Consider the following 26,465-nt stretch of genomic DNA (forward strand, 5'->3'; position numbering starts at 1 on the left):
CGCCAATGCCTAATATAAACGCCGAATCGCCGGAACTTGAACTCGCCGGCGTGGTTGAGCTTGCAGATGACGCCGCTACCGCGCGCATCGGCGCCGCGCTCGGCGCCGCTCTGGCGCCCGGCGACGCCGCGCTGCTCCTTGGGTCGCTCGGCGCCGGCAAGACCGCGCTCGCCCGCGCTGCGATCGCCGCGCGGCTCAGGATGGCGGGGCGACCGCCCGAGGACATCCCCTCTCCGACCTTCACGCTGATTCAAGTCTATGAGGCCGACGCGCCGATCTGGCATGCGGATCTCTACCGGCTCGATGGCGAAGACGAGGTTCTGGAACTTGGCCTCGATGAGGCTTTCGCGGACGCGATCGTTTTTGTCGAATGGCCGGAGAAGCTAGGCGCGCTTGCGCCGACGCGGCGTCTGGAGCTCTCGCTCACAGCCCCGGCGAAAGGCGGACGCCGGCTGGACTGGCGCGGGAAAGGCGGCGGCTGGGGCCGGGTCGCGGCGGTGTTGGAGCGCGCGTCGTGACCGCGGAGCGCGCGGCGCTGAAGCGCGCGTTTCTGGAGCGGGAGGGGTGGCGCCGGGCGCAGCTCCGCCCCCTGTCCGGAGACGCGTCGAACCGGCGGTATGAGAGGGTGGCGAGCGCGGGTCGGCGGGCGGTCCTAATGGACGCGCCCGCGGAGCGCGGCGAGGATATCGGTCGCTTCCTCGCCTTCACCGCGTATCTTCGCGGGCTGAACCTCAGCGCGCCGGAGATTTACGCCGCGGACATTCCCGCCGGCCTGGCGCTGATCGAGGATCTTGGCGATGCGCTTTTCACGCGCGTCGCTGCCTCGCATCCGGAGATGGAGACGACGCTCTATTCAGAAGCGGTGGAGCTTCTGCCTCTCCTCTCCGCGCCGCCTGCTTCGGTATCGTATTCGCGGACCGAGGCGCGCGTCGCGGCCTATGACGGCGTCGTTCTGGAGCGTGAGGCGATGCTGGCGCTCGACTGGTGGGCGCAAGCCGCCGGCGCCGATGTCTCACCGGCGCTCAGGGCGGAGTTCGCGGGCCTGATCGCGGCCGCCTGCGCCCCGGTGGCGGCGATGCGCGGCCATCTCGTCCTCCGCGACTACCACGCCGAGAACCTGATCTGGCTGCCGGAGCGACGCGGCGCCGCGCGTGTCGGCCTGCTTGACTACCAGGACGCGCTGGCTGGCGCGTCGGCCTATGACCTCGTCTCGCTGCTGGAGGATGCGCGCCGCGACACTTCAGCGGAGCTGCGTGCGGCGATGATCGCGCGCTATATCCGGGTGAGCGGTGCGGAGGAAACCACGTTTCGCGCCGGATACGCCGCCCTTGGCGCGCAGCGGAACCTCAAGATCGTGGGTATCTTCGCGCGCCTCTGGCTCCGCGACGGCAAGCCGCAATATCTGGGTCTGATCGACCGGGTCTGGGCGCATCTGGCGCATGATCTCTCCCATCCCGCGCTCTCGCCCCTGGCGGAGTTCGTGGCGCGGCGCATCCCCATGCCCGACACAGCTACGCTTGCGCGGGTCCGGGCGGCGCGCGCATGACCGGGCCTGCGCGCGCGATGGTCCTCGCCGCCGGGTTCGGCACGCGGATGGGGGCGCTGACGGCGGAGGTCCCCAAACCGCTGCTGAAAGTCGCCGGGCGGGCGCTGATCGATCATGCGCTCGACCATCTCGCCGTTTCCGGGGTCGAAAGGGCGGTGGTCAATCTCCATTACCTCGGCGGAAAGATCCGCGAGCATCTGGCCGGCCGGACTGCGCCGCAGGTCGAGTTTTCGGAGGAGACGGCGATTCTGGAGACCGGCGGCGGCGTCGCGCAGGCGCTGCCGCTTCTTGGCCCGGCGCCGTTCTACTGCGTGAACGCCGATGCGATCTGGACCGGCCCGGCGCCCCTGCCGCCGCTCGCCGGCGCGTGGGATGGCGGGCGGATGGGCGCGCTCCTGCTGCTGGTCGCGCGCAAGGACGCGGTAAGCCACAGCGGCCCCGGCGATTTCTTCGCCGACTCTGACGGCCGGTTGTCGCGGCGCGGGGCGGCGGAGAGCGCGCCGTTCGTCTACACCGGCGCGCAGATCATCGCCCCCGGCGCCTTCGCCGACGCGCCGGAGGGCGCGTTCTCGACCAATTTCATATGGGACAGGCTGATCCGCGAAGGCCGGCTTTTCGGCGTCGTCCATAGCGGCGGATGGGTTGATGTCGGAACGCCGGAAGGGCTTCGCCTTGCTGAAGGGATGTTGAGGTGATCCGGCTGTTCGACACTCCGGGCCCGCGCGTCTTCGCCCTTCCGCCCGGCGCCGACTTCGTGTCCGGCCTCGTCTCCGGCCTGCGCGACAGGTTGGCGGGTCAGCCGCCCGAAGCTGTCGCCGGCGTCGAGGTTGCGCTCAATACAAGGCGCGCCGAGCGCGCGGCGCGTGAAGCGTTCGAGGCGGCGGGCAAGGCGGTCTTCCTCCCCCGTCTCATCAATATCGAGGACCTCGCCACCGGGCGGACGGACGCGCCGGCGGCGGTCGGTCGTCTTGATCGGCTGCTTGCGCTGATGAAGATGGTTGGCGCGCTGCTTGCCGCGCGACCTAAGCTTGGCCCGGCAGCAGCCGCAGGGCCGTTGGCGGAATCGCTCGCGGCTCTTCTTGATGAGTTCCAGCGCGAGGGGATCGCGCTCGCCGCGCTGGACCGCGCGGTCGATGTGGATCAGGCGGCGCACTGGCGCCGGGTTCTGGAGTTTCTCCAATTGGTGCGGGAGCTCTGGCCGGCGCAACTGGCGGCCGGAACCGCCGCTAGCGATCCGGAGGCGCGGCGGCGCGGTGAGGTCGAGGCGCTGGTCGCGGCATGGCGGACGGCGCCGCCCGATCGGCCGGTCATCGCCGCCGGGTCCACCGGCTCGACCAGAACGCGGGCCGATCTTCTGGTCGCGGTCGCCGGAGCGCCGCAGGGCGCGGTGGTGCTTTCGGGTTTCGATTTTGCGCTCGACGCCGAAGGCTGGGCGGGGGTGACGCCGGACCATCCGCAATACGGCCACGCGCGGCTTCTGGACCGGCTTGGCTTGACGCGCGACGACGTTCGTCCGTGGTCGGGAATGGCGGAACCCGGCGCGCGTGCGGCGCTCCTCGCCGAGACGCTGCGCCCGGCGCCTGTCACCCATCGCTGGCGCGCGGCGCTGCCCGCGCTCGCGCGCGACGCGGCGGCGGCGACTGAAGGGTTGGAGCTGATCGAAGCGGCGAGCCCGGCGCGCGAAGCGGACGCTATCGCGCTGGCGATGCGCGCGGCGCTCGAGCGGCCCGGAGGGCGGATCGCGCTGGTGACGCCGGATCGGAATCTCGCTCGCCGGGTGACGGCCGCGCTTGGGCGGTGGGGGCTGAATCCGGACGATTCGAGCGGTCCGCCGCTGGCGCAGACGCCGCCGGGCGTTCTGGTCACGATGATCGCGGAGTTGCTTTGCCGGCCTTTCGACCGGGTGACGCTGCTGGCGCTTCTGAAGCATCCGCTGACCGCGGCCGGGCCAGAACGGAAGGAACATCTTCAGGGCGTCTGGCGGCTGGAGCGCGCCGGACTTCGCCGACGCCAGATCGCGCTCCGTCTCGATTCCGTTGCGGCGATCGAGGCGATGAACGTCAAGGAGCCGGCGGGAGGGGAAGCGCCGCTCGCCGATGACGCGCTCCGCGCCGCCCTGACCGCGCTCAGGCCGTGGGGCGCGCGGAAGCCGCTGGCGGCGATGGTCGCGGACCACCGGCGCGCGGCGGAGGCGTTGGCCGGCCCTGCGCTCTACGAGAAGGAGGCGGGCGAGGCGCTGAAGGCGGCGTTCGATCGGTTCTCTGAGGCCGCCGGGAATTTCGGCGAAACCGCCCCCGGCGATTATCCGGAACTCCTCGCCGCTGCGCTGGCTGATGCCGGCGAGGTGCGCGAGGAGCCCTGGGCGCCGCATCCGCGGCTCAAGATCTGGGGACCGCTCGAAGCACGAAGCCAGATGGCGGAAACGGTGATACTGGGCGGGCTCAACGAAGGGTCATGGCCGGCGCCGCCGGCCATCGATCCCTGGCTCAGCCGACCGATGCGCGAGAAGATCGGCCTGCCGTCGCCGGAGCGGCGCGTCGGCCTTTCCGCGCATGACTTCATGCAATGCGCCGCCGCCCCCCGCGCCATCTTGAGCCGCGCGTTGAAGGCCGAGGGCGCGCCGACCACGCCGGCGCGTTGGCTTTCGCGACTGACCGCGCTTCTGGGCGCCGTCGATGGCGGCGCGCCGCTTGCCGCGATCCGGGCGCGGGGCGCGCGCTGGAGCGGGTTGGCGGAGCGGATCGGGACGCCGGATTTCGAGATTCCGCCTGCCTCGCGCCCCGCTCCGCGCCCGCCCGTCGCCGCGCGTCCGCGCCGACTGTCCGTCACGCGGATCGAGACGCTTATCCGCGACCCGTATTCGATCTACGCTCGTGAGATCCTGCGACTGCGGGCGCTCGACGAGCCGGGCGCGGCGGCCGATCAGCGCGACCGGGGCGAAGTGTTGCACGAGGTCGTCGAACGTTTCATCGTTGCGACGAAGGCGGCGTGGCCGGGCAGGGAGGCGGCGGCGGCGCATTTTGACCGGATCGCGGCAGAGGTCGTCGCCGCTTCGGTCGCCGCGCCGGTTCAGGCCCTCGCCTGGGAGGCGCGGCTCGCTCGCGTCAGGGACTGGTTCCTGGAACGGGAGGAAGCGCGCCGCGAGGGCGGGGCGCCGCTGGCGCTGGAGGCGTCCGGCGCGCTCGATTTCACCACTGCGGGCGGGAGATTCACGCTGCGCGGGCGCGCCGACCGGATCGACGCGCTCTCAACCGGCGGCTACGCGATCTATGATTACAAGGCGCAGTCGATCCCCTCGGAAAACCAGATGAGGATCTTTCAGAAGCAGCTTCCGCTTCTCGCGCTGATCGTCTCGAACGCCGGTCTGGACGAGGTTCCGGCGGGGCCGGTCGAACGGCTCGCCTATCTCAGCCTGTCGGGCGACGGCAAGGGCGGGCTGGAGCGCGATGCGCCGCTGGAGGCGGACGCGCTGGCGCGGCTCGTAGCGTTGCTCGAAGCCTATGAGGAGCCGGATCGCACCTATCCGCCCCGAGCCTATCCTGAAGTGATGAACTACGCTTCAGATTACGACCATCTCTCACGCTATGGCGAGTGGGACGACGCGCCGCCCTCCGCGCCGCCGCCGGGGACGCCCCCGCGGAGCGCGTCATGACTGTGGTCGAGCACCCGGCCGCCGCGGCGCAACGGCGGGCGGCCGACCCGTCCGGTTCGGCCTGGGTCGCGGCGAACGCCGGGGCGGGAAAGACCAAGGTGCTGACGGAGCGCGTCGCGCGGCTGCTGCTGGCGGGCGCGCGGCCGCAGAAAATTCTCTGTCTAACTTACACCAAGGCCGCCGCGGCCGAGATGCGCAGTCGCCTCTTCGCGATGCTCGGCGGGTGGGCGATGGCGGATGACGCGACGCTGGCGGCGGATTTGCGGGATCTGACAGGCGGCGAAACCCCGCCCGACTTCGAGCGCGCGCGGCGGCTTTTCGCGCAGGCGCTGGAGACGCCCGGTGGCCTGAAGATTCAGACCATCCATGCGTTCTGTGACAATCTTCTGCGCCGCTTCCCGCTCGAAGCCGGAGCGCCGCCCGGTTTCCGGGTGATGGAGGAACGCGAACGCGCGGCGCTGATCGAGGAGGTGCTCACCAGGATCGCATCGGGCGAAGCGCGCGGCGCGATCGCGGCCGTCGCGGAAGAGAAGAACGAGAGCGGCATCGTCGAACTGGCGCAATTCGTCGCGGCTCACCCGGCGCTTTTCCCGGATCCGGCGGATGAGGTCGGGCTTTGCGCGCTGTTCGGCGTCCCCGATCCACCAGATGAAGGCGCGGCGCTGGCGAGAGCGATGGATGCGCTCGATCCGGCGGCCTTGTCGCGGATGATCATCGCCTGGGGCGCCGGCGCCCCAGGCGATCGGGAGAAGGCCGCGAACCTGACCGCCGCGAAGCCGGACAGCGCCGCCGTCGCGGCCGAGCTTCAGACCGCGCTGCTGAAGAAGACCGGCGAGCCGCGAAAGAACCCGGCGAGCAAGGGCGCGCAGGCGGCGGAGCCGGACTGGCGCGCGCTCTGCGACCATCTGACCGAAGTCGCGCTGGCGGCGCGGGAGGCGCGACTGGCGGCCGCGGCGGCGGCGCGGGCGATCCGGCTGGCGCGATTTGGCGCGGCGTTCGGCGCGGAATACGAGGCGGCGAAGGCGGCGCGCTCACTGCTCGACTTCAACGATCTCGTCGGTCGGGCGCGCGCTCTTCTCACCCGTTCGGAGATGGCGGCGTGGGCCCTCTACCGGCTCGATGGCGGGATCGAGCATATTCTTGTGGACGAGGCGCAGGACACCTCGCCAGGTCAGTGGGACGTGATCGACGCTATCGCAGCCGAGTTCCGCGCCGGCGCTGGAGCGCGGGCGGAGGCGCGCACCAGCTTCGTCGTCGGTGACGAAAAACAGTCGATCTACTCCTTTCAGGGCGCCGCGCCGCGCATGTTTGAGGAGATGCGCCAGCGCTTCAGAACAGGGCTCGAGCCGGTCGGCGGATTGAGGGAGGAGGCGCTGGACGTCTCGTTCCGTTCCGCTCCGGCGATCCTGCGGGCGGTGGATGCAGCTTTCGGGGGGGCGCGGGCCGAAGGGCTGACCGCCGCCGGAACTCCGCCGCGTCACAGCGCATTTCATGCAACGCGCGCAGGGCGGGTCGAACTCTGGCCGCTGGCGCCGCCCGACCCGAAAGCCGAACCGCCCGAGCCTTGGTCGCCGGTCGATATGCCAGGGCGGCGCGATGCGCGGGTGAAGCTCGCCGACGTGGTCGCGGCGCATGTCGCCGCGCTCTGCGCCGGCGCGCGAATGCCGGGGGAGGGGGGGCGTCCGGTCGAGCCGGGCGATATCCTCATTCTCCTGCGCTCGCGTACGCAGATGATGGCGCCGCTCGTTCAGGGGCTGAAACGGCGCGGCGTGCCGGTGGCGGGGGCCGACCGGCTGGACCTGAACGCTTCGCTCGCTGTGCGCGATCTTCTGGCGCTGATGCGCTTCGCCGTGACGCCGGATGACGATCTGACTCTGGCGGCGCTGCTTCGCTCGCCGCTTTTCGATGTCGACGAGGGGGGGCTTTTCGATCTCGCCCATGGCCGGAAAGGGACGCTGTGGCGTAGTCTTAGAGACGCCGCTGACCGCTGGCCACGGGAAGTCAGGCTGCTTTCGGAAGCGATGCGGGACGCGGATTTTCTGCGCCCCTACGAGTTCCTCGAAAAGGCGCTGCTCACGCCGGAGAGTCCGGGCCGCGACGGGCGGCGTCGGTTCATCGCCCGGCTCGGCCGGGACGCCGAAGACCCGATCGACGAGTTGCTGGCGCAGGCGCTGAGCTATGAAGCGACGGAAACCCCGAGCATCGAGGGTTTTCTCGGCTGGCTTGCGAACGGTTCGGTCGAGATCAAGCGCGAGAACGAGAGCGGGCGCGGCGAAGTCAGGGTGATGAGCGCGCACGGCGCGAAAGGGCTGCAGGCGCCCATCGTTATCCTGCCCGACACGATGGCGAAGCCGGATGCGCACCGGCGCGATCCGGTCGCGGAAATCGAAACCGCCGCTGGGCCGCGGGCGGTCTGGCGCGGGGTGAAGGGGCAGGAGCCGGAGATTCTGGCCCGGCTTCGCGATGCGGAGAGCGCCGCCGAAGCGGCGGAGCATCGGCGGCTTCTCTATGTCGCGATGACCCGCGCCGAAGACTGGCTGATCATCGCCGGCGCGGGCGAGGATGACCCGGTCAAGACCGATGGGACCTGGTACGGTCAGGTTCGCGACGGCTTCGCCGAACTGAAGGTGAGCGAAGTGGATGCTCCCGGTGGACTTGGCCGGATGCTGCTGCATCTGGGCGCCGGCAAAAGTCGGAGGAAAAGGAAAGAGATCGCCGCGGCCGCGTCTGTCCCGGCCGAATCCTGGATGGAGGTTCGCCCGGCGGCGGAGCCTCTTCGGACGCTAAGGCGCCGGGCGGCGAGCGCGCTTGGCGAAATGACCGAAACTGGCGGCGCCGGCCTCGACCCGGCGGCGGCGCGGCTTCGCGGCGAGGCGATTCACGCGGCGCTTGAGCATGGCGCGACGGACCGGGACGCGTTCCGCCGGATTGTCGCCGGGATCGCGAAGCCCGATGCGTTCGACGATGCGGCGCTCGACGAATGGCTTGCGGAGGCCGCTCGCGCCCGTGCGTTGCCGGAGGCGGCGACCTTCTTCGCTCCGGACGCGGTGGCGGAGGCGGCGGTTTCCGTGGAGATCGGCGACGCCCGCGTCTCCGGGCGGATCGACCGACTGCGCGTGACCGCCGATACGGCGGCGTTCGTCGATTTCAAATCGGACGCGGCTCCCCCCGCTACGGCGGCGGATACGCCGGTCGCCTATCTCGCGCAGATGGCCGCCTATCGTGAGGCGTTGCGCGGAATCTATCCGGGCCGCGCTGTCGCGGCGCATATCCTCTGGACCGCCGCGCCGCGGCTCGACCGGCTGCCGCCGGCGCTTCTCGATACGGCGTTTGCGGGCGTCCGGCGTGACGCCCAGGCGTCTTGACCGGTCGGCGGCGGCTGCATATTTTCCTTTTCCGCGCCGAGAAAGAACTAGCCCCCGAAGGCGCTGCGTTTTGAAAGAGAGGCCCTTATGGCTACCGTCGCTGTTACCGATGCGAGTTTCGATACCGACGTTCTGAAGGCCGACAAGCCAGTCGTGGTCGACTTCTGGGCCGAATGGTGCGGTCCCTGCAAGCAGATCGGCCCGTCGCTGGAAGAGATCGCCGCAGAAATGGGCGATGATGTGATCATCGCCAAGGTGAATATCGACGATAACCCGAATGCGCCTTCCCGCTACGGCGTTCGGGGGATTCCGACCATGATCCTGTTCAAGGATGGTCAGGCCGCCTCAACCAAGGTCGGCGCTGCGGCGAAAACCGCGATCGAGAGCTGGATTCGCGAGACGATCTGACGTGAATCGGCGGAATGATTCAGGCCCGGCGGCGACGCCGGGCCTTTTTCGTTCCGGGGCGGGCCGGTCAGAGGATCTGGCTGAGGAACTCCCGCGTGCGCGGATCGGAGGCGCGCTCGAAAAACGTCGCTGGCGGCCCGTGTTCGACGATCACGCCGCGATCCGTGAAATAGATATGATCGGCGATCTCGCGCGCGAATCCCATCTCGTGCGTCACCAGGATGCATGTCATTCCCTCCGCCGCGAGGTCCTTGATCGTCACCAGAACCTCCTTCACGGTTTCCGGGTCGAGCGCGGCGGTGACCTCGTCAAAGAGCATCACGTCGGGCTGCATGGCCAGCGAGCGGGCGATCGCCACGCGCTGCTGTTGGCCGCCCGACAACTCGCCGGGATAGCTGTCTTCCTTCCCTTCCAGCCGGACCTTGGCGATTAGCGCCCGCGCCCGCGCCTCGACTTCCGCCCGGTCCTGTTTCAGCACTTTCAGCGGCGCCATCATGACATTCTCTAGCGCGGTCTTGTGCGGAAAGAGATTGTATTGCTGGAACACCATCCCGACCTTCCGGCGTAGGGCCCGCTTGTCGAGTTTCGGATCGTGCACCGCGATTCCCTCGACGGTGATCGAGCCCTGCTGGATGTCGTTCAGGGCGTTGATGCAGCGGATCAGCGTCGACTTACCGGAGCCGGACGGCCCGATGATGCAGATCACCTCGCCCTTCATCACGTCGATGCTGACGCCCTTCAACACTTCGAGATCACCGAAGGACTTGTGCACGTCGCGGATCGAGACGATGGGGGCGTCGGGCGTCCAGTCGGTCATGGCGCGAACCTCAGAGTTTGACGGCATATCGCCGCTCCAGCCTGATTGTCAGGCGCGCGATCGGATAGCAGTAGAGAAAGAAGCAGACGAGCGCGAACCCGTAAAACGGGACCAACAGCTCCGGCTGGTTGTTCTCCGCCTCCATCGCCTGGCGCGAAAGGGTTATGATCTCGCCGACGCCGAGAAGTGAGCAGAGTGGCGTCGCCATGGTCAGGATGGCGTACCAGTTCATCCAGGGCGGGATCATCCGTCTGAAGACCTGAGGCAGAATGATCTGCCAGAGCGTCTGGTGACGGGAAAAGCCTAGCGCCTCGGCCGCCTCCCACTGCGCGGTCGGCGCGGACTGGATCGCGCCGCGGACGATCTCGGAGATATTCGCCATGACCGGCAGGCTGAGGCCGAACACCGCTTTCATCCAGGCCGGGATCTGGATGACAAGGCCGAAGACCCTGATTTCGAACGGCAGCGCCAGGAGAACGATGAAGAGAATCACCAACCAGGGCGAGTTCCGGAAGAGTTGGGTGAAGAACCAGGCGAAACGGCGAACGACGCCGGTTCGCGATACCTGCCCGAGCCCGAGCATGACGCCGATCAGCGTTCCGATCAGCATCGCGAAGAGAGAGATGATGACGTTGAAGAGAAATCCGCTCTCCAGAAGGAATGGAATCCAGCGCAGAAGCGCCGCGAACGCGTCCGCCGTCCCGTAACCGCCCTGCGCTGCGGCGAGCGCGGGCCAGAGCGCCAGAAGGGCGAGGGGCGCCCAGAGCGGAAGCGCGCCGAGCCAGCGGCTGAAACCCAGTTCCGGCGGCGCATGCGCCGCTACGTCGAACGGCAGCAGGATCGGCAGGTCGGTACGCGCGCCGGCCGTCACGCCGGGGATCGCTCTATACGCCATAGCCGGGGATCTTCATGCGCCGCTCCCAGCCGTTCATCCCGAGGACGAGGATTCCGACGAGCCCGATATAGACGACGAACAGCAGCAGCATCGTCGGGTATTGCGCCGAAGGAAAATCGTTCCAGACCGAGACGGATTCATAGAGAAGCTCTGGCACCGCGATGGCGTAGGCTTGCGTCGTCGTCTTGACCAGATTGACCAGATTGTTGTTGAGCGCCGGGATCGAGACTCGGAGCGCCAGCGGAAAGACGATGTAGCCATAGGTCTGCGCGCGCGACATGCCGAGGCTTTCTGCCGCCTCTTGCGTCGCGTCAGGGACCGCTTCGATGCCGGCGCGGAAAATCTCCATATTGAAAGCGGCGGCGAAGAAGGAGAGCGAGATGATCGCCCAGCCGACATTGGAGATGATCGGGATTTCCAGCCAGCCGTCCGGGCTGTAGCTCGGGGTGAATTGGCCGAGAGCGAAATAGAAAAAGAGCAACTGGACGAGCGGCGGCGTGTTGCGGAAGAACTGGATATAGCCTTGCACGACGGCGCGGACCCATCGGCTCCGCGCGCCCTGCAGCCAGGCGCCGAGCACGCCGAGGACGACGCTCAGAATCACGCAGGCGATGCTGAGCCTGATCGTCATAAAGAGGCCGGACAGGATACGTCCGGCCTGCTTCTCGTCATAGAGCCAGATGAAGTTCCAGCGCGGGTATTCCTCGGCGAGATGCCTGAAATACTCCTCGATTCCGGTCACCTGCTCCGACCGCCGCTATTCTGAGGCGAGATGGTCGGCCATGCGTTCGTGCATCTTCTGGAGGAAGCCGGAGGGCTTCACGCCCCATTTCTTCTCAAGCTCGATCAGCGTCCCTTCGCTGTGCCATGCGTACTGCATGCCGGACATGAAACGCCCGAAAAGGCAGTTTCTCTCGGCCAGAGGCACCGCGAGACCCCAGGGACTGTCATCCTCGGATGCGAGCGGCATCTCGAAATCGTCCCAATTGCCCGAGGCGATGTCGGAGCCGATGGCGCTATCGTCATAAATATAGGCGACGCATTTCTTGTCGCGCAGCGCCTGCTTCGCCTCGGCGGTGCCGCCGAAGGCGACGATCTGGACGCCGTAGCGATCCTCGACGATCTGGTTGTAGAAGGCGCCCTGGATGCCGCAGACCGGCTTGCCGCGCAGGTCCTCCCATTCGGTGAAGCCGAGCGCCTTCGGCGACATGATGTTGGTGCCGGAGGTGTAATAGGCCGGGCCCGGAATGCCGACGATGGCGCGCCGGTCGGGCCGGTCAGTCATGGTGGCGATCATCAGGTCGATCTGACCCTGCTCCAGGAACTGCATGCGGTTCGAGGAGACGACCGGCATCAGCTCAAGCTCGACCCCCATGGTCTCCGCCACGTCGCGCGCCATGTCCGGCTCCATGCCGATGATGTCGCCGCTCGTATCGCGAAAGCCCCAGGGCTTGTAATCGGCTTTCACGCCGACGACGATCTTCCCGCGCTCCATGATCTTCTTCCAGGTGTCGTTCGAACACTCGGCCGCAATGGCTGACGTGCTGGACATCAACAGTGCGGCCGCCGCTAGGCCGGAGAAGAATTTCAGCATGCGAAGCCTCCCTTGTTATTTCTCGTAAAGGCGAAGCCTAACCGCGCTTTCCGGTCATGACCAGCAAAGCTTGGACGCAGGCGGGACGCCCCAGGGTGGGGGAGGGAAGCCGCAGGAAGGGTTTCGTCAGAGGCGAGAGAACTGTTCCGTCGCCGGGTCCATGCCGTACATGTCCGCATTCGCGATATCGATCCATGCGCCGTGCAGCGTCAGCATGCCGGCCTTCACCGACTCCTCCACGAACGGGAAGGTTGCCAGATTGCGTAGCGACGTGCGGACCGCCTCGTGCCCGAGCGAGACCAGCGCCACTTCGCGTTCCTCCTTCTCGTCGTGCACCCGGTCGTAGCCGGGGCGGAGGATGTCCATCCAGCGGCCGATGAAGCTCGTTGACTTCTCGAGCTCCGGCGCGGCGCCGGAGCACATGTCATGGCAGGCCTCGACGCCGCCGCAGTTCGAATGGCCGACGATGACGATATGCGCCACTTTGAGCACATTGACGGCGTACTCGACTGCGGCGGAGGTGCCGTGATGGTTCTGGTCAGGGGCGTGGGGCGGGACCAGATTGGCGATGTTGCGCACAACGAAGAGATCGCCCGGCTCCGCTCCGAAAATCGAGACCGTGTCCAGCCGACTGTCGCAGCAGGAGATGAGCATCGCCCGCGGATGTTGCCCCTCCGACATCAGCCGCGCGTACCAGGCGCGCGAATCGTCGTATTTCGCCAATTTCCAGGCCCGAAAACGATCATGCAGATAGTTCGGGAACGGTTGTGCGAGCATCGCCATGAGCCGCCCTTTCCGCTGACGGGCGGCCTTCGCCCGCGTGACAAGACTGCAGCGACATGCCAGACCCGGAAGGTGAGGTAAAGGGGGCAGTGGGGTGATGCGACGGCAGGGCGCTACTGTCTCCGATGTCGCATGTCGCGCGCTCCGGCTTCGGCATTGCGACCGGATAAGCGCCGATCTGAAGGCGCCGCGCGGGGCGATGGCTCAGCGGCTCATCGCCCCGGCGATCATGGCGGCGAAGGCGACGAGATGGACCAGGATGAGCGCGCGGTCGCCCCAAAGCAACCCGACGGTGAACCACCCGAGCACGCCGACCAGAAAAAGCAGGATATTCCAGGGTTCGAGGCCGAGTCCGGTCGCGCCATAGCCAGCGATCTGGAAGAGCGAAGCGACCCATTTGATGACGAAGGCGGCGCGCGCCGCGTCAATCCGCGTGCGGCCGGAAGCGGCGGCGCCGTTCGCTGTCGCCAGGGTCTGGTTTTCTATTGTCATAGCGGGGCGCTCCTACGAAGCTGGGTTAATGCGTCCGGCTGCATATATGCGGGTCTCATGTTGTTTTCGCACGTCAGGTATTCTGCGTCATGGCAGTAGAAAAACGATTGACTACAGCGCAAAGGGCCCTGCCGCCGTTGAATGCGCTTCGGGCGTTCGAAGTCGCCGGGCGACGGCTGAACTTTCGGCTGGCGGCGGAGGAGCTTGGCGTCTCTCAAGGCGCGGTCGCGCAGCATGTGCGCGGGCTGGAGGCGCGGCTTGGGCTGAAGCTGTTCGAGCGGTTGCCCAAAGGGCTTGCGCTCACCGACGCCGGGCGCAGCTATCACGAGGAGGTGGCGGAGGCGTTCGTCCGGCTCCGCGAGGCGACGGTGCGGCTGGAGCCGCAGGCCGCGCGCGTAACGATCACCGCGACCACGACATTCGCGTCCAGATGGCTGATACCCCGGCTTACCGCTTTCACCGGGCGTCACCCTGACATCGATCTCAGGGTGCTGGCGACGGACAGCGTGCTGAACTTTCAGAGCGACGGAGTCGATCTGGCGGTGCGGCAGGGTCGCCCGCCCTTCGGCGCCGGCGTGGAGGCGGAGCGGCTTTTCCGCACCGAACTGGTCGCCGTCGCGGCGCCCGACTTCCTCGACGCGCGGCCGAAGGCGGCCGGCCTGGCGGCGCTTGAAGAGGCGCCGCTTCTTCACGACTCACACAACCTCTGGCCAGTCTTTCTGGATGCGCTTGGCGGGCGGCGGGAGAGGGCGCTGCGCGGTGGGCTTCGCTTCAACCAAACCACGCTCAGCGTCGATGCGGCGATGGCGGGGCAGGGGGTCGCGCTTGTCGCCCGCTTTCTGGTGGCGGAAGATCTACGCTCCGGCCGGCTTCGGCTCGTCGTCGCGGATTCGCTTGCACGGGAGCCGGATTACCATCTTCTCGCGCCGCGAAGCCTGCGCCGCGCGTCGGCGACGGAGATTGTCCGAAGCTGGTTGCTCGAGACGGCCCGCGCCGTGGAATGAAGCCGATCTGGCGGGAAGTCAGCTCGCGCGACGGACCATGCCGAACAGGTCGCGCGGATCGTCCGGGTCCGCGAGCATGTCGAGTTCGATGTAGGCGCCGGTCCGCTCCAGTTGGTCGCGGATATAGCGAAGCGCGGAGAAATCCTCGATGGCGAAGCCGACGCTGTCGAAAAGCGTGATCTGCGTCTCGGTGCGGCGCCCAGGCTCCTCACCCATGATCACCCGCCAGAGCTCGGTCACCGCGTGGCCGGGGTCGAGCTGCTGGATCTCGCCCTCTATTCGCGTCTGCTCCGGGTATTCGACAAAGATTTCGGAGCGAAGAAGTATGTCGCGGTGCAACTCGGTCTTGCCGGGACAGTCGCCGCCGATGGCGTTGATGTGGACGCCGGCGCCGACCATGTTGTCGGTGAGAATCGTCGCGTACTGCTTGTCGGCGGTGCAGGTGGTGATAACCTCCGCACCCGCCACGGCCTCCTCTTTCGATCTGCAGGGAACGACGCGGAGGCCGCTCCCCGCGAGGTTCCTCGCCGCCTTGGCGGTCGCCGCCGGGTCGATGTCGAAAAGCCTGACTTCCTCGACGCCGACCAGCGCCCGAAAAGCGATCGCCTGAAATTCGCATTGAGCGCCGTTGCCGATCATCGCCATCGTGCGCGCGCTTTTTGGCGCGAGATATTTCGCCGCCATCGCTGAGGTCGCGGCGGTGCGCAGCGCAGTGAGGACGGTCATTTCGGTCAGGAGAACCGGATAGCCGTTATCGACATTGGACAGAACGCCGAACGCGGTGACGGTCTGGTAGCCGTCGCGCATGTTTTTCGGGTGGCCGTTGACATATTTGAAGCCGTAATTCTCGCCGTCCGAGGTCGGCATCAGCTCGATCACCCCCTCGTTGGAATGGGCGGCGACGCGCGGCGTCTTGTCGAAGCTTTCCCAGCGGCGGAAGTCGCGCTCGATATATTCGGCCAGTTCGGTCATCATTTTCGCCGAGCCGATGCCATTCACGATCTCCATCATGTGAGCCACCGAGACGAACGGCACCATCGCGAGACGCGAGGGAGAAGGTTTCTGTGTGGTCATCAGTAGCTCCTCGTCATGCGGTCGAGAACCTTGCGGCCCATAAGCGAGGCGGCAAGATCGACCATCAGTTTCGCGGTCCGCCCGCGCTCATCCAGAAACGGGTTCAGTTCGACCAGATCGAGTGACGAGGCGAGGCCGCTGTCGTGGACCATCTCCATGATCAGATGCGCCTCGCGGAAGGTCGCGCCGCCCGGCACCGTGGTGCCGACCGCAGGGGCGATGCCGGGTTCGAGGAAATCGACGTCGAGGCTGACGTGGAGACGACCGTTCGCCGCCTTCACCCGCTCCAGGAACGCCCGGAGCGGCGCGGCGACGCCATGCTCGTCGATCGAACGCATATCGCGGACCTCGAACCCGTTGGCGGCGATGCGGGCGTTCTCCGCCGGATCGACGGAGCGAAGGCCCATCATCATCACGTTTTCGGGCTCCACGCGCGCGGCGAGCGGCGGGTAGTCATCAAAGCCTTCCGCGCCGGTGACATACGCCATCGGCGCGCCGTGAAGATTGCCGCTGGTCGTCGTCGCCGGGGTGTGCAGATCGGGATGCGCGTCCAGCCAGAGGACGAAGAGTGGGCGCGCTTCGCGCGCCGCCCGCTCCGCCATCGCGGAGATCGAGCCCGCCGCGAGGCAATGGTCGCCGCCGAGGAAGACGGGGAACCCGGCCTCACTCAGCCCCGCATCCCGGATCGCTCGCGTCCATGCGACGGTCTCGCCCAGATTTTTCACCACCTTGTTGCTGTGGGGGATTCCACCCGCGTCGCCGGGGCGGATGTCGCCCCGGTCTTCGACCACATGGCCGAGGGCGCTCAAGGTTTCCGCCAGCGCGGCGGTGCGATAGGCTTCCGGCCCCATTTGGCAGCCGCGTTGCGCGGCGCCGGCGTAGGTCGGAACGCCGATCAGAGCGATGTTCGTCATGGCTGCGTTTCTCCTTTTCCGTCACCCGCGAAGATAGGGGGGCGGAGTGGACGACGCATATCCTAAGAAATGACCGGTTCGGTCGAAGCGCTGGTCGAATTGAAAGGTGGGTTGGCCGATCTGTCGCCGGGAGGGTCAACCCCGAAGCGTATCCAGCAGCAGGCTCGTCTGGCTGTTCGAGACGCCCTGGATCGCCCTCACTTCGCGCAGCACCCGATCGAACGCGGGGAGCGAGCTTGCGTTGATCTCCGCCACGAGGTCCCAGGCGCCGTTCGTGGTGTGGATCGCAGTGATCTCGGGAGTCATTTCGAGCGCGCGGATCACCTGCCGCGTCATCGAACCCTTCAGTTCGATGGTCATCACCGCGCGCACGGTCTCCGGTTCGAGCGCGCCGCCGATATCGATCGTGAAGCGGCGAATCACCCCACGCGCGCGCAGGCTTTCGATTCGAGCGCGCACCGTGCCGCGCGCGAGTCCGAGATTCGCGGCGAGGGCGGAAATCGACGCGCGCCCGTCCTCGCGAAGCACGGCGACGAGCCGGCGGTCGGTCGCGTCGAGCGGTTCTCCGCTCATGCCTCGCGCCTTGGATGCGCGGCCTCATACACGGCCATCAGCCGAGCCTGATCGACGGAGGTGTAGACCTGCGTCGTCGCGAGCGAGGCGTGACCGAGCAGCGCCTGGATCGCCCGGAGATCGCCGCCCGCCTCCAGCAGATGCGTCGCGAAGGAGTGCCGCAGCGCGTGCGGAGTCGCGGTGGCCGGCAGGCCGAGCGCGGCCCGCGCGCGCGCCATCGCGAGGCGCACGAGCCGCTGGTCGAGCCGCTTGCCGCGCGCGCCGAGAAACAGCGGGTCCTCCGGCCCGGTCTCGTAGGGCAAGAGCCGCAGATACTCCTCCACCGCCGCACGCGCTGCCGGAAGCACCGGCGCGATCCGCTCCTTGCCGCCCTTGCCGCTGATCCGCAGCGTCTCCGGCAGCGGCGCGTCAGCGCGGTTGAGCGCCAGCGCCTCGGAGACGCGGAGGCCGGCGCCCCAGAGCAGCGTCAGGACGGCGGCGTCGCGGGCCGCGATCCAGGGTTCGGGGTGGCTGTCGGCGGCGTGCGAGATCATCGCCCGCGCCGCGTCCGCTGCGACCGGTCTGGGCAGGCGGCGCGGCGCTTTCGGGGTGCGGGCGGCGAGCGGCGCCGCGGCCTCCACCCCCTCGGCCTCACCCAGCCAGCGGTGAAAGGACTTTACGGCGGAGAGCGCCCGCGCGGCGGAGCGGGCGGAAAGCCCGTCGGCGCGGAGCCGGGCCTGCCAGGCGCGCATGTCGCGCGGGTTGATCGCGCCGAGCGCCTGTCGCCCCATCGGGCCACCCCTGTGTCCCGCGAGGAACCCGAGATAGCCGGCGACGTCGCGCCGATAGCCGGTGATCGTGTGCGGCGACGCCGCGCGCGCGCCGCTCATCGACGCCAGCCAGCGCCGGAGAAGATCGGCGGCGCCGGCGGACGCCTCCGTCATCAGCTTTCGGGCGCCAGCCAACGGCGGAGCGCCCGCTCCACCACGCCGCCAAAGAACTCCAGAAGGTCGCCGCCATGCTCCGGCCCGAAGCGGCGCGCGTCTTCGGCGCCGAAAACCAGCAGCCCTTCGCGGCCGTCGCCAAGATCGAGCCGGACCAGCGCCTCGGAGCGGATCGAATCCGCCGTGTCGCCAAAGACCGCGTCGGCCTCCGCTACCGCTGGGCGCAGGCTGATCGGTCGCCCGGCGGCGCCGCCAAGCGCGAAATAGGCGTCGACCCCGCCCGGCGGCAGGATCACCAGACTCTCGCTGAGACTCTCGTCGAGTCCGGTCAACGGGCCGGGGGCGGCCTCGTCTGTCTCGATGCAGAGCCGGGCGCAGTCCACTGCGACCATCTCCGGCGTCTCCAGCGTCAACGCGCGGAGGAAATCCACGAAGCGGTTCTGCGCCAGAAGCAGAAGCACCGCCTTCTGAATCTGTGTCGTTCCGGCGAGGTTCTCATAGGCCGCGGCGATGACCGAGCGATGCGTCGTCTCCAGCCGGTCGAGCCGGGCTTCCAGCCGCGTGACCAGCGCGCCGCGCAGATCGACCACCTTGCGCCCGCCAGGCGCCGGCTCGGCGTCGATCAGCGCCTGCATGACGACGCGATCCTCAAGCACGATCGCCGGATCGGCGAGGATTTCTTCGCGAAGATCGCGGGGTGCGGCCGCCGCCTGCGTCTCAGCCAAGGATCTTCTGCCCGGTTTTCGCCCAGTCCTTCAGGAACGCGTCGAGTCCCTTGTCGGTCAGCGGATGCGCCGCGAGCGCCTTGATCACGTTGGGCGGCGCCGTGATGACGTCGGCGCCGATCAGCGCCGCCGCCTTCACATGGTTCACGCTGCGGATGGACGCGGCGAGAATCTCGGTGGAAAAATGGTAGTTGTCGTAGATCTGGCGAATCTCCTGGATGAGATCCATGCCGTCCAGGGAGATATCGTCGAGCCGTCCGATGAAGGGCGAAATGAATGTCGCCCCGGCCTTGGCCGCGAGCAGGGCCTGATTGGCGGAGAAGCAGAGCGTGACGTTGACCATCCGCCCCTCGCCCGTAAGCGTCTTGCAGGCCTTCAGCCCCTCCCAAGTCAACGGTACTTTGATCGCGATATTGGGCGCGATCTCCGCCAGCTTCTTGCCTTCGGCGATCATGCCCTCGGCGTCCGTCGCGACGGTCTCGGCGCTGACCGGGCCGTCGATCAGGTCGCAAATCTCCTTGGTCACATCGGTGATGTCGCGACCGGATTTCATGATCAGCGACGGGTTGGTGGTGACGCCATCGACCATTCCGGTCTCGGCCAGTTCGCGAATCTCGGCGATTTCCGCCGTGTCGACGAAAAATTTCATTGGGTGTTCTCCTGCTTCTCGCCCGCGCTTCTCTCCGCTCATGCGGGTATGGCGCTTTTCGGGCCCACCTCTTCGGGCGAAGCATAATGCAAGGCGCGGCGCGTCGCCATGGGAAATGGCGTGACGGACGTCGCTGAACGCTTCGCGCCGGGCGCGCTGGTGGCGGTGCTGACGCCGCTGCCGGTGGAACGCGCCTATGATTACCGGACGGGGCCAGACATGGCGTTGGCGCCGGGTGATTTCGTCGAGGTGGAGGTTGGACCGAACGTCGTCATCGGCGTGGTCTGGGGGAAGGGCGCGGGAGATGCGGACGCCGCGAAGCTGAAAACCGTGCTCCGCCGGCTCGACCTGCCGCCGGCGACGGCGGCGCTGCGGGCGTTCCTCTCTCGCGCCGCCGACTACACGTTGACGCCGCTCGGCGGCATGTTGCGGCTCGCGACGCGCGCCCCCGATCTCGGTCGCCCGCCGCGCCCGCGCGTCGTCTATCGCCCCGGCGCGCCGGCTGCGCGTGAGACCTCGGCGCGAAAGCGCGTTCTCGCTGCGCTGGCGGAAACCGGCGGCGCCATGTCTGCGGCTGAGCTTTCCGCCTTCGCCGGGGTGTCTGCGGGCGTCGTCAAGGGGATGGCTGCGCTTGGCGCGCTGGTGGCGGAGGAACGCTCCGGCGGACGGCCCTTCGCGCCGCTCGACCCGGCCGTCGCGCCCGCCGCGCTATCGGAGGATCAGGAGGCCGCGGCGGCGCGGCTTCGCGCAGCGGTCGCGGCGCGAACCTTCAGCGCGATTCTCCTGCGGGGCGTCACCGGCTCCGGCAAGACCGAGGTCTATCTCGAAGCCATCTCCGAATGTCTGAAGCAGGGGCGCCAGGCGCTGATCCTATTGCCGGAGATCGCGCTGACCGCGGCCTTTATCGACCGGGTCGAACGGCGCTTCGGCGCGCGCCCGGCGGAATGGCATTCCGGAATCGCCGGGGCTGAGCGACGGCGCGTCTGGGTTGGCGTCGCGACCGGCGCGGCGCGGCTGGTCGTGGGGGCGCGCTCGGCGCTGTTCCTTCCCTTCGCCGATCCAGGCCTGATCGTCGTGGATGAGGAGCACGACGGCTCCTACAAGCAGGAGGACGGCGCACTCTATAACGCGCGCGACATGGCGGTGCTGCGCGCCTCGCTCGAAGGCGCGGCGATCGTGCTCGCCTCCGCCACGCCTTCGCTGGAGACATGGGCGAACGCCGAGGCGGGGAAATACGCCCGTGTCGAGTTGTCGGAACGGTTTGGCGTCGCCGAACTGCCGGAGGTCCGGCTGCTCGATATCCGCGAGGAAGGCCCGCCCGCCGGACGCTGGATCGCGCCGGCGCTTGCACGCGCCGCCAAGGCGCGAATCGATGCGGGCGAGCAGGTGCTGTTCTTCCTCAACCGGCGCGGCTACGCGCCGCTCACCGTGTGCCGCGCCTGCGGGCATTTCTTCGAATGCCGGGATTGCGACGCGCGCATGGTCGAGCACCGTTTCCGCAAGCGCCTCGTCTGCCATCAGTGCGGCCGGACGGAGCCGATCCCGACCGCTTGCCCCGCCTGCGGGCGCGAGGACCGGCTCGCCGCCACCGGCCCGGGCGTCGAGCGGCTGGCGGAGGAGGCGGAGCAGATCTTCCCCGATTCGCGAATCGCGATCCTCTCCTCCGACATCGCCGCCGGCGCGATCAAGGAGGAAATCGCGCGGATCGCCGCCGGCGGCGCGGACCTGATCATCGGAACGCAGATCGTCGCGAAGGGGCATAATTTCCCGCTTCTGACGCTGGTCGGCGTGATCGACGCCGATCTCGGCCTTCAGGGCGGTGATCTTCGGGCGGCGGAGCGGACATTCCAGCTTGTGCGCCAGGTCGCCGGCCGCGCCGGACGGGCGGAGCGGCCGGGCGTCGCGCTGGTCCAGACGGCGGCGCCGGATCACGCCGTGATGCGGGCGTTGGTCTCAGGCGACGCGGAGGCGTTTCTGAACGAACTGGCGGCGGAGCGCCGCCGCGCCGGGGCGCCGCCCTACGGCAGGATGGCGGGGGTGATCCTGTCCGGTCGGAACGAGGCGCAGGTCTGGGCGACGGCGGAGGCGCTGGCCAGGGCGGATGAGCCGCTGCGCGCGGCGGGGGCGGAACTGTTCGGCCCCGCCCCCGCCCCGATCGCACGAATCCGCGGCAAGGCGCGGGTGCGGCTGTTGGTGAAGGTGGCGAAGGGCGCGCCGCTTCAGGCTGCGCTCCGGCGCTGGCGCGCGGCGGTGAAGACGCCTTCCGCGGTGCGCGTCGCCATCGATATCGATCCGCAGAGCTTTCTCTGATTCCCGCGACCGGAGGGCGGGAATCGCTCGGGTTTCCCCGCATTGCAGCAAAAAAACTGCGCCGCCCGCGCGGGGCGCCTTCCGATTTTCCACAACATGTTGAAAGAGCTGCGATCAGCTTCCCCAAGATGATCGCAGCGGGCATTGCAAAGCTTGCGAGGCCCATGATAGGCAACGCGCGGCTTCGGGGGCCGCTGCGCCCGGGAAGAAATCGCCATGCCGTCTGGCCGGAACACCCGGCTCGAAACTGACGACGACGAGGGAATTGGATGAGCGACAGGTCAGCCTCGACCGCAGGGATCGCCGGGCGCTATGCGGCCGCGATTTTTGAGTTGGCGGAGGAGAGCGACAAGCTTGAATCCGTCGAAGGCCATCTTGGCGCGCTGAAGGCCGCGATCGGTGAGAGCGACGACTTCGCCGCCCTGATCGCAAGCCCGATCGTGTCGCGCGAGGATCAGGGCGCCGCGATGGCGGCGATCTGCAAGGCGATGGAGATCGGCGCGCCTGTCTCCTCGCTGGTCGGGCTGATGGCGGCCAAACGGCGGCTTTTCGCCTTGCCGCAGGTGATCGAAGCATTCAGCGCGCTTCTCGCCAAGAAGCGCGGCGTTGTCGCCGCCGAGGTGACTGCCGCGACGCCGCTGACGGCGGCGCAGCAAGAAGAGCTGGAAGCCGTTATCAAGAAATTCGCGGGCGCGGACATCGCGCTCGACGTCACCGTGGACGAGGCGCTAATCGGCGGTCTCGTCGTCAAGGTGGGCTCGAAGATGATCGACACCTCGATCCGCTCGCGCCTCGCCTCCCTTGAAACCGCTATGAAAGAGGTCGGATGATGAGCATCCAGGCTGCTGAGATCTCCGCGATCCTGAAAGAGCAGATCAAGAATTTCGGACAGGACGCGGAAGTGGCCGAGATCGGCCGGGTGCTTTCCGTCGGCGACGGCATCGCGCGCGTCTATGGCCTCGACAATTGCCAGGCCGGCGAAATGGTCGAGTTTCCCGGCGGCATCCGCGGCATGGCGCTGAACCTCGAGGCTGACAATGTCGGCGTCGTGATCTTCGGCGACGACCGGACGATCAAGGAAGGGGACACCGTCAAGCGCACGGGCAACATCGTCGACGTGCCTACCGGCGACGAGCTTCTGGGCCGCGTTGTGGACGGGCTCGGCAATCCGATCGACGGCAAGGGGCCCCTCAACGCCTCCAAACGCTCGCGCGCGGAGGTGAAGGCCCCCGGCATCATTCCGCGGAAATCGGTGCATGAGCCGATGGCGACCGGGCTCAAGGCCGTCGATGCGCTGATCCCGATCGGCCGCGGCCAGCGCGAGCTGATCATCGGCGACCGCCAGACCGGCAAGACCGCCGTCGCGCTCGACGCGATCCTGAACCAGAAATCGGTGAACGACGCCGCCGGCGACGATGAATCGAAGAAGCTCTATTGCGTCTATGTCGCGATCGGGCAGAAGCGCTCCACCGTCGCGCAGCTTGTGAAGAAGCTGGAGGAGACCGGGGCGCTGGCATACTCCATCGTCGTCGCCGCCACCGCGTCCGACCCGGCGCCGCTGCAGTTTCTCGCGCCCTATTCGGCCTGCGCCATGGCGGAGCATTTTCGCGACAACGGCCGTCACGCGCTGATCATCTATGACGATCTCTCTAAGCAGGCTGTCGCTTATCGCCAGATGTCGCTTCTGCTGCGTCGTCCGCCGGGGCGTGAGGCTTATCCGGGCGACGTGTTCTATCTTCACTCGCGGCTTCTCGAGCGCGCGGCGAAGCTCAATGACGACAACGGGGCCGGCTCGATCACCGCCCTGCCGATCATCGAGACTCAGGGCGGCGACGTTTCCGCCTTCATCCCGACCAACGTCATCTCGATCACCGACGGCCAGATCTTCCTTGAAACCGAGCTGTTCTACCAGGGCGTCCGGCCGGCGGTGAATGTCGGTCTCTCGGTCTCCCGCGTCGGTTCTTCGGCGCAGACCAAGGCGATGAAATCCGTCGCCGGTTCGATCAAGCTGGAGCTGGCGCAGTATCGCGAAATGGCGGCCTTCGCACAGTTCGGCTCCGATCTCGACGCGGCGACGCAGCGGCTTCTTAACCGCGGCGCTCGGCTGGTCGAACTTCTGAAGCAGCCGCAATACTCGCCGCTCACCAACGCCGAACAGGTCTGCGTCATCTATGCCGGCACCAAGGGCTATATCGACGAGATCAGGGTGGATCAGGTCGGCCCGTTCGAACGCGGGCTGCTGGAGCATCTTCGCGGCGAGCATCAGGATCTCCTGAACGAGATCCGCGACAACGATCAGAAGATCGCGGGCGAGATCGAGGAAAAGATCAAGGCCGCCGTCGACGATTTCGCGAAGACTTTCGCCTGAGCAAAAACCGGAGGGGGATAGCGCCCGATGGCGAACCTCAAGGTACTGAAGAACCGGATCGCGTCGGTCACGTCGACCCGGAAGATCACCAAGGCGATGCAGATGGTCGCCGCCGCCAAGCTGCGCCGGGCGCAGGAGGCGGCGGAGGCCGCGCGCCCGTTCGCCGAGCGTATGGACGAGGTGCTGGAGAATCTGGCCCGCGCCACCGCTGGGGCGGCCAACGCGCCGAAGCTGATGGCCGGAACCGGCGACGACAAGGTGCATCTGCTGATCGTCGCGACGGCCGAGCGCGGGCTATGTGGCGGATTCAACTCCTCCATCGTTCGCCTCGCGAAGCAAAAGGCGGACGAGTTGATCGCCGCCGGCAAGACGATAAAGATCCTGACCATCGGCAAGAAGGGTCGTGAGCAGCTACGCCGGAAATACGGCGATTATTTCATCGACCATGTCGATATGACCGAGGTGAAGCGCGTCAGCTTCAGCGATGCGCGCGGCGTCGCCGCTGAGATCCTGAAGCGGTTCGGCGCCGGCGAATTCGACGTGGCGACGATCTTCTTCAACCGTTTCCAGTCGGTCATCAGCCAGGTGCCGACAGCGCAGCAGCTTATCCCGGCGGTGGTCGAAGCGAGCGACGACAAAGACGCCGGCCCGGCCAAGGCCTATGAATACGAGCCTGACGAGGATGAGATCCTCGCGGAGCTTCTGCCGCGCAATCTCGGGGTGCAGATCTTTCGCGCGCTCCTCGAGAACGCCGCTTCCGAGCAGGGCGCGCGGATGTCGGCGATGGACAACGCGACCCGCAACGCCGGCGAGATGATCGACAAGCTGACGATCCAGTACAATCGATCGCGCCAGGCCGCGATCACCAACGAACTTATTGAAATCATTTCGGGCGCCGAGGCGCTCTGACCCGCTCGGAGAGAGAGAACATGGCGAAATCAGGCAAGATCACCCAGGTCATCGGCGCCGTCGTCGACGTGCAGTTCGACGGCCATCTGCCCGCGATCCTCAACGCGCTGGAGACCGACAATAACGGCCAGCGGCTGGTGCTCGAAGTGGCGCAGCATCTCGGCGAGAACACGGTGCGGACCATCGCCATGGACGCGACCGAGGGGCTCGTGCGCGGCGGGGAAGTGAATGACACCGACGCCCCGATCTCCGTGCCTGTCGGCGACGGCACGCTCGGCCGGATTCTCAACGTCGTCGGCGAACCGGTGGACGAGGGCGGCCCTGTCGAGACCGAAGAGCGTCGTCCGATCCACCAGCCGGCGCCCGACTATGTCGATCAGTCGACCGAGTCGGAGGTTCTGGCCACCGGCATCAAGGTCGTCGACCTTCTCGCGCCCTACGCGAAGGGCGGCAAGATCGGCCTCTTCGGTGGAGCGGGCGTCGGCAAGACGGTGTTGATCATGGAGCTGATCAACAACATCGCCAAGGTGCACTCGGGCTACTCGGTTTTCGCCGGCGTCGGCGAGCGGACGCGCGAGGGGAACGACCTTTATCACGAGATGATCGAATCGGGCGTCATCGTGCCGGACAACCTGACCGAATCGAAAGTGGCGCTCGTCTACGGCCAGATGAATGAGCCGCCGGGCGCGCGCGCCCGTGTCGCGCTGACCGGCCTGACGCTGGCCGAGCAGTTCCGCGACCAGTCCGGCACCGATGTTCTCTTCTTCGTCGACAACATCTTCCGCTTCACCCAGGCGGGCTCCGAGGTCTCGGCGCTTCTGGGCCGCATTCCCTCGGCGGTCGGCTACCAGCCGACGCTGGCGACCGACATGGGCGCGCTGCAGGAGCGGATCACGTCCACCAACAAGGGCTCGATCACCTCGGTGCAGGCGATCTACGTGCCGGCGGACGACCTCACCGACCCGGCGCCCGCGACATCCTTCGCCCACCTCGATGCGACGACGGTGCTCTCGCGCGCCATTTCGGAGTTGGGCATCTACCCGGCGGTCGATCCGCTCGACTCGACCTCGCGCCTGCTCGACCCGGCCGTGATCGGTGAAGAGCATTACGCCGTCGCGCGTAATGTTCAGGAAATTCTCCAGCGCTACAAGGCGCTGCAGGACATCATCGCCATTCTCGGCATGGACGAGCTTTCCGAGGAGGACAAGCTGGCGGTGGCGCGCGCCCGGAAGCTGCAGCGCTTCCTCTCGCAGCCCTTCGACGTCGCGCAGGTCTTCACGGGCTCGCCGGGCGTTCAGGTGCCGCTGGAAAAGACCATCGACGGGTTCAAGCGGGTTTGCGCCGGTGAGTTCGATCACCTGCCGGAGGCGGCGTTCTATATGGTTGGCGACATCGACGACGTGATCGCGAAGGCCGAACGGCTGGCCGCGGACGCGGCCTGATCGCGCCGACAGGGAGGCTGAG

The 26,465-nt window shown here is 67.6% G+C and carries 24 protein-coding genes; 12 read left to right on the plus strand and 12 right to left on the minus strand.

Translation table 11 applies throughout. From position 1 onward, the window contains the following. The first annotated feature begins 5 nt into the window (after positions 1-5). From tsaE to trxA, 6 genes are all read left to right on the plus strand, one after another. Positions 6-518: a tRNA (adenosine(37)-N6)-threonylcarbamoyltransferase complex ATPase subunit type 1 TsaE gene (gene tsaE / locus G5B40_RS17765; protein ID WP_165101476.1), complete on the plus strand. Its 513-nt coding sequence runs from the start codon at positions 6-8 to the stop codon at positions 516-518. Then, on the plus strand, positions 515-1,546 hold the full coding sequence (locus G5B40_RS17770) for an aminoglycoside phosphotransferase family protein (protein ID WP_165101479.1): 1,032 nt from the start codon (positions 515-517) through the stop codon (positions 1,544-1,546). Before tsaE ends, G5B40_RS17770 begins: the two co-directional genes overlap by 4 nt. Then, a complete protein-coding gene (locus tag G5B40_RS17775) occupies positions 1,543-2,241 on the plus strand; it encodes a nucleotidyltransferase family protein (RefSeq protein ID WP_165101482.1) in 699 nt (232 codons plus the stop codon). The genes G5B40_RS17770 and G5B40_RS17775 overlap by 4 nt, the downstream gene beginning before the upstream one ends. Beyond that, positions 2,238-5,198 (plus strand): double-strand break repair protein AddB, encoded by a 2,961-nt coding sequence (addB, locus tag G5B40_RS17780; protein WP_165101485.1) that lies wholly within the window; start codon positions 2,238-2,240, stop codon positions 5,196-5,198. Before G5B40_RS17775 ends, addB begins: the two co-directional genes overlap by 4 nt. Then, entirely contained in the window at positions 5,195-8,563 is a 3,369-nt protein-coding gene (addA, locus tag G5B40_RS17785; protein WP_165101488.1) for a double-strand break repair helicase AddA, read from the plus strand. Before addB ends, addA begins: the two co-directional genes overlap by 4 nt. 87 nt (positions 8,564-8,650) lie before the next feature. Next, positions 8,651-8,971 (plus strand): thioredoxin, encoded by a 321-nt coding sequence (gene trxA, locus G5B40_RS17790; protein WP_165101491.1) that lies wholly within the window; start codon positions 8,651-8,653, stop codon positions 8,969-8,971. Between the two features lie 67 nt (positions 8,972-9,038). Here the strand turns inward: trxA and G5B40_RS17795 are convergent, their stop codons facing one another. From G5B40_RS17795 to G5B40_RS17820, 6 genes are all read right to left on the minus strand, one after another. Continuing rightward, positions 9,039-9,788: an amino acid ABC transporter ATP-binding protein gene (locus G5B40_RS17795; protein WP_165101494.1), complete on the minus strand. Its 750-nt coding sequence runs from the start codon at positions 9,786-9,788 to the stop codon at positions 9,039-9,041. Between the two features lie 10 nt (positions 9,789-9,798). Continuing rightward, on the minus strand, positions 9,799-10,683 hold the full coding sequence (locus G5B40_RS17800) for an amino acid ABC transporter permease (RefSeq protein ID WP_165101496.1): 885 nt from the start codon (positions 10,681-10,683) through the stop codon (positions 9,799-9,801). Beyond that, positions 10,673-11,425, minus strand: a complete 753-nt coding sequence (locus G5B40_RS17805; protein ID WP_165101499.1) for an amino acid ABC transporter permease — start codon at positions 11,423-11,425, stop codon at positions 10,673-10,675. Before G5B40_RS17805 ends, G5B40_RS17800 begins: the two co-directional genes overlap by 11 nt. A gap of 15 nt (positions 11,426-11,440) precedes the next feature. Continuing rightward, positions 11,441-12,277: a transporter substrate-binding domain-containing protein gene (locus G5B40_RS17810; protein WP_165101502.1), complete on the minus strand. Its 837-nt coding sequence runs from the start codon at positions 12,275-12,277 to the stop codon at positions 11,441-11,443. 126 nt (positions 12,278-12,403) lie between these two features. Beyond that, on the minus strand, positions 12,404-13,060 hold the full coding sequence (locus tag G5B40_RS17815) for a carbonic anhydrase (RefSeq protein ID WP_246209608.1): 657 nt from the start codon (positions 13,058-13,060) through the stop codon (positions 12,404-12,406). Positions 13,061-13,264: 204 nt separating this feature from the next. Next, positions 13,265-13,552 carry a DUF6552 family protein gene (locus tag G5B40_RS17820; RefSeq protein WP_246209610.1) on the minus strand — a complete coding sequence of 96 codons (288 nt, stop codon included), beginning with the start codon at positions 13,550-13,552 and terminating at the stop codon, positions 13,265-13,267. 107 nt (positions 13,553-13,659) lie between these two features. Between G5B40_RS17820 and G5B40_RS17825 the strand changes: the two genes are divergently transcribed. Further along, positions 13,660-14,556: a LysR substrate-binding domain-containing protein gene (locus G5B40_RS17825; protein WP_246209613.1), complete on the plus strand. Its 897-nt coding sequence runs from the start codon at positions 13,660-13,662 to the stop codon at positions 14,554-14,556. Positions 14,557-14,574: 18 nt separating this feature from the next. On the opposite strand, the gene G5B40_RS17830 is transcribed toward G5B40_RS17825, so the two are convergent. From G5B40_RS17830 to fsa, 6 genes are all read right to left on the minus strand, one after another. Then, on the minus strand, positions 14,575-15,630 hold the full coding sequence (locus G5B40_RS17830) for an ornithine cyclodeaminase (protein ID WP_165101508.1): 1,056 nt from the start codon (positions 15,628-15,630) through the stop codon (positions 14,575-14,577). Continuing rightward, complete coding sequence (rocF, locus tag G5B40_RS17835; protein WP_165101511.1) at positions 15,630-16,544, minus strand: arginase; 915 nt, start codon at positions 16,542-16,544, stop codon at positions 15,630-15,632. Before rocF ends, G5B40_RS17830 begins: the two co-directional genes overlap by 1 nt. Before the next feature lie 135 nt (positions 16,545-16,679). Then, positions 16,680-17,117, minus strand: a complete 438-nt coding sequence (locus tag G5B40_RS17840) for an Lrp/AsnC family transcriptional regulator (RefSeq protein ID WP_165101514.1) — start codon at positions 17,115-17,117, stop codon at positions 16,680-16,682. Continuing rightward, positions 17,114-18,040, minus strand: a complete 927-nt coding sequence (locus tag G5B40_RS17845; RefSeq protein WP_165103826.1) for a tyrosine recombinase XerC — start codon at positions 18,038-18,040, stop codon at positions 17,114-17,116. The genes G5B40_RS17840 and G5B40_RS17845 overlap by 4 nt, the downstream gene beginning before the upstream one ends. After that, positions 18,040-18,765, minus strand: a complete 726-nt coding sequence (locus G5B40_RS17850; protein WP_246209615.1) for a DUF484 family protein — start codon at positions 18,763-18,765, stop codon at positions 18,040-18,042. Before G5B40_RS17850 ends, G5B40_RS17845 begins: the two co-directional genes overlap by 1 nt. Next, a complete protein-coding gene (fsa, locus tag G5B40_RS17855; RefSeq protein ID WP_165101517.1) occupies positions 18,758-19,414 on the minus strand; it encodes a fructose-6-phosphate aldolase in 657 nt (218 codons plus the stop codon). Before fsa ends, G5B40_RS17850 begins: the two co-directional genes overlap by 8 nt. A 120-nt stretch (positions 19,415-19,534) precedes the next feature. Here fsa and G5B40_RS17860 point away from each other — a divergent pair, with 120 nt between their 5' ends. The 5 genes from G5B40_RS17860 (at position 19,535) to atpD (ending at position 26,443) form a co-directional block, all read left to right on the plus strand. Continuing rightward, complete coding sequence (locus G5B40_RS17860) at positions 19,535-21,724, plus strand: primosomal protein N' (protein WP_246209617.1); 2,190 nt, start codon at positions 19,535-19,537, stop codon at positions 21,722-21,724. 269 nt (positions 21,725-21,993) lie between these two features. Continuing rightward, positions 21,994-22,554, plus strand: a complete 561-nt coding sequence (locus G5B40_RS17865) for a F0F1 ATP synthase subunit delta (RefSeq protein ID WP_165101522.1) — start codon at positions 21,994-21,996, stop codon at positions 22,552-22,554. Next, positions 22,554-24,092 carry a F0F1 ATP synthase subunit alpha gene (gene atpA, locus G5B40_RS17870; RefSeq protein WP_165103830.1) on the plus strand — a complete coding sequence of 513 codons (1,539 nt, stop codon included), beginning with the start codon at positions 22,554-22,556 and terminating at the stop codon, positions 24,090-24,092. The genes G5B40_RS17865 and atpA overlap by 1 nt, the downstream gene beginning before the upstream one ends. Before the next feature lie 27 nt (positions 24,093-24,119). Continuing rightward, positions 24,120-25,001: a F0F1 ATP synthase subunit gamma gene (locus G5B40_RS17875; protein ID WP_165101525.1), complete on the plus strand. Its 882-nt coding sequence runs from the start codon at positions 24,120-24,122 to the stop codon at positions 24,999-25,001. A 20-nt stretch (positions 25,002-25,021) separates the two neighbouring features. Beyond that, positions 25,022-26,443, plus strand: a complete 1,422-nt coding sequence (atpD, locus tag G5B40_RS17880; RefSeq protein WP_165101528.1) for a F0F1 ATP synthase subunit beta — start codon at positions 25,022-25,024, stop codon at positions 26,441-26,443. Positions 26,444-26,465: the final 22 nt, after the last annotated feature.

The sequence above is a fragment of the Pikeienuella piscinae genome (assembly GCF_011044155.1).
In the GTDB taxonomy this organism is placed as follows: Bacteria; Pseudomonadota; Alphaproteobacteria; order Rhodobacterales; family Rhodobacteraceae; genus Pikeienuella; species Pikeienuella piscinae.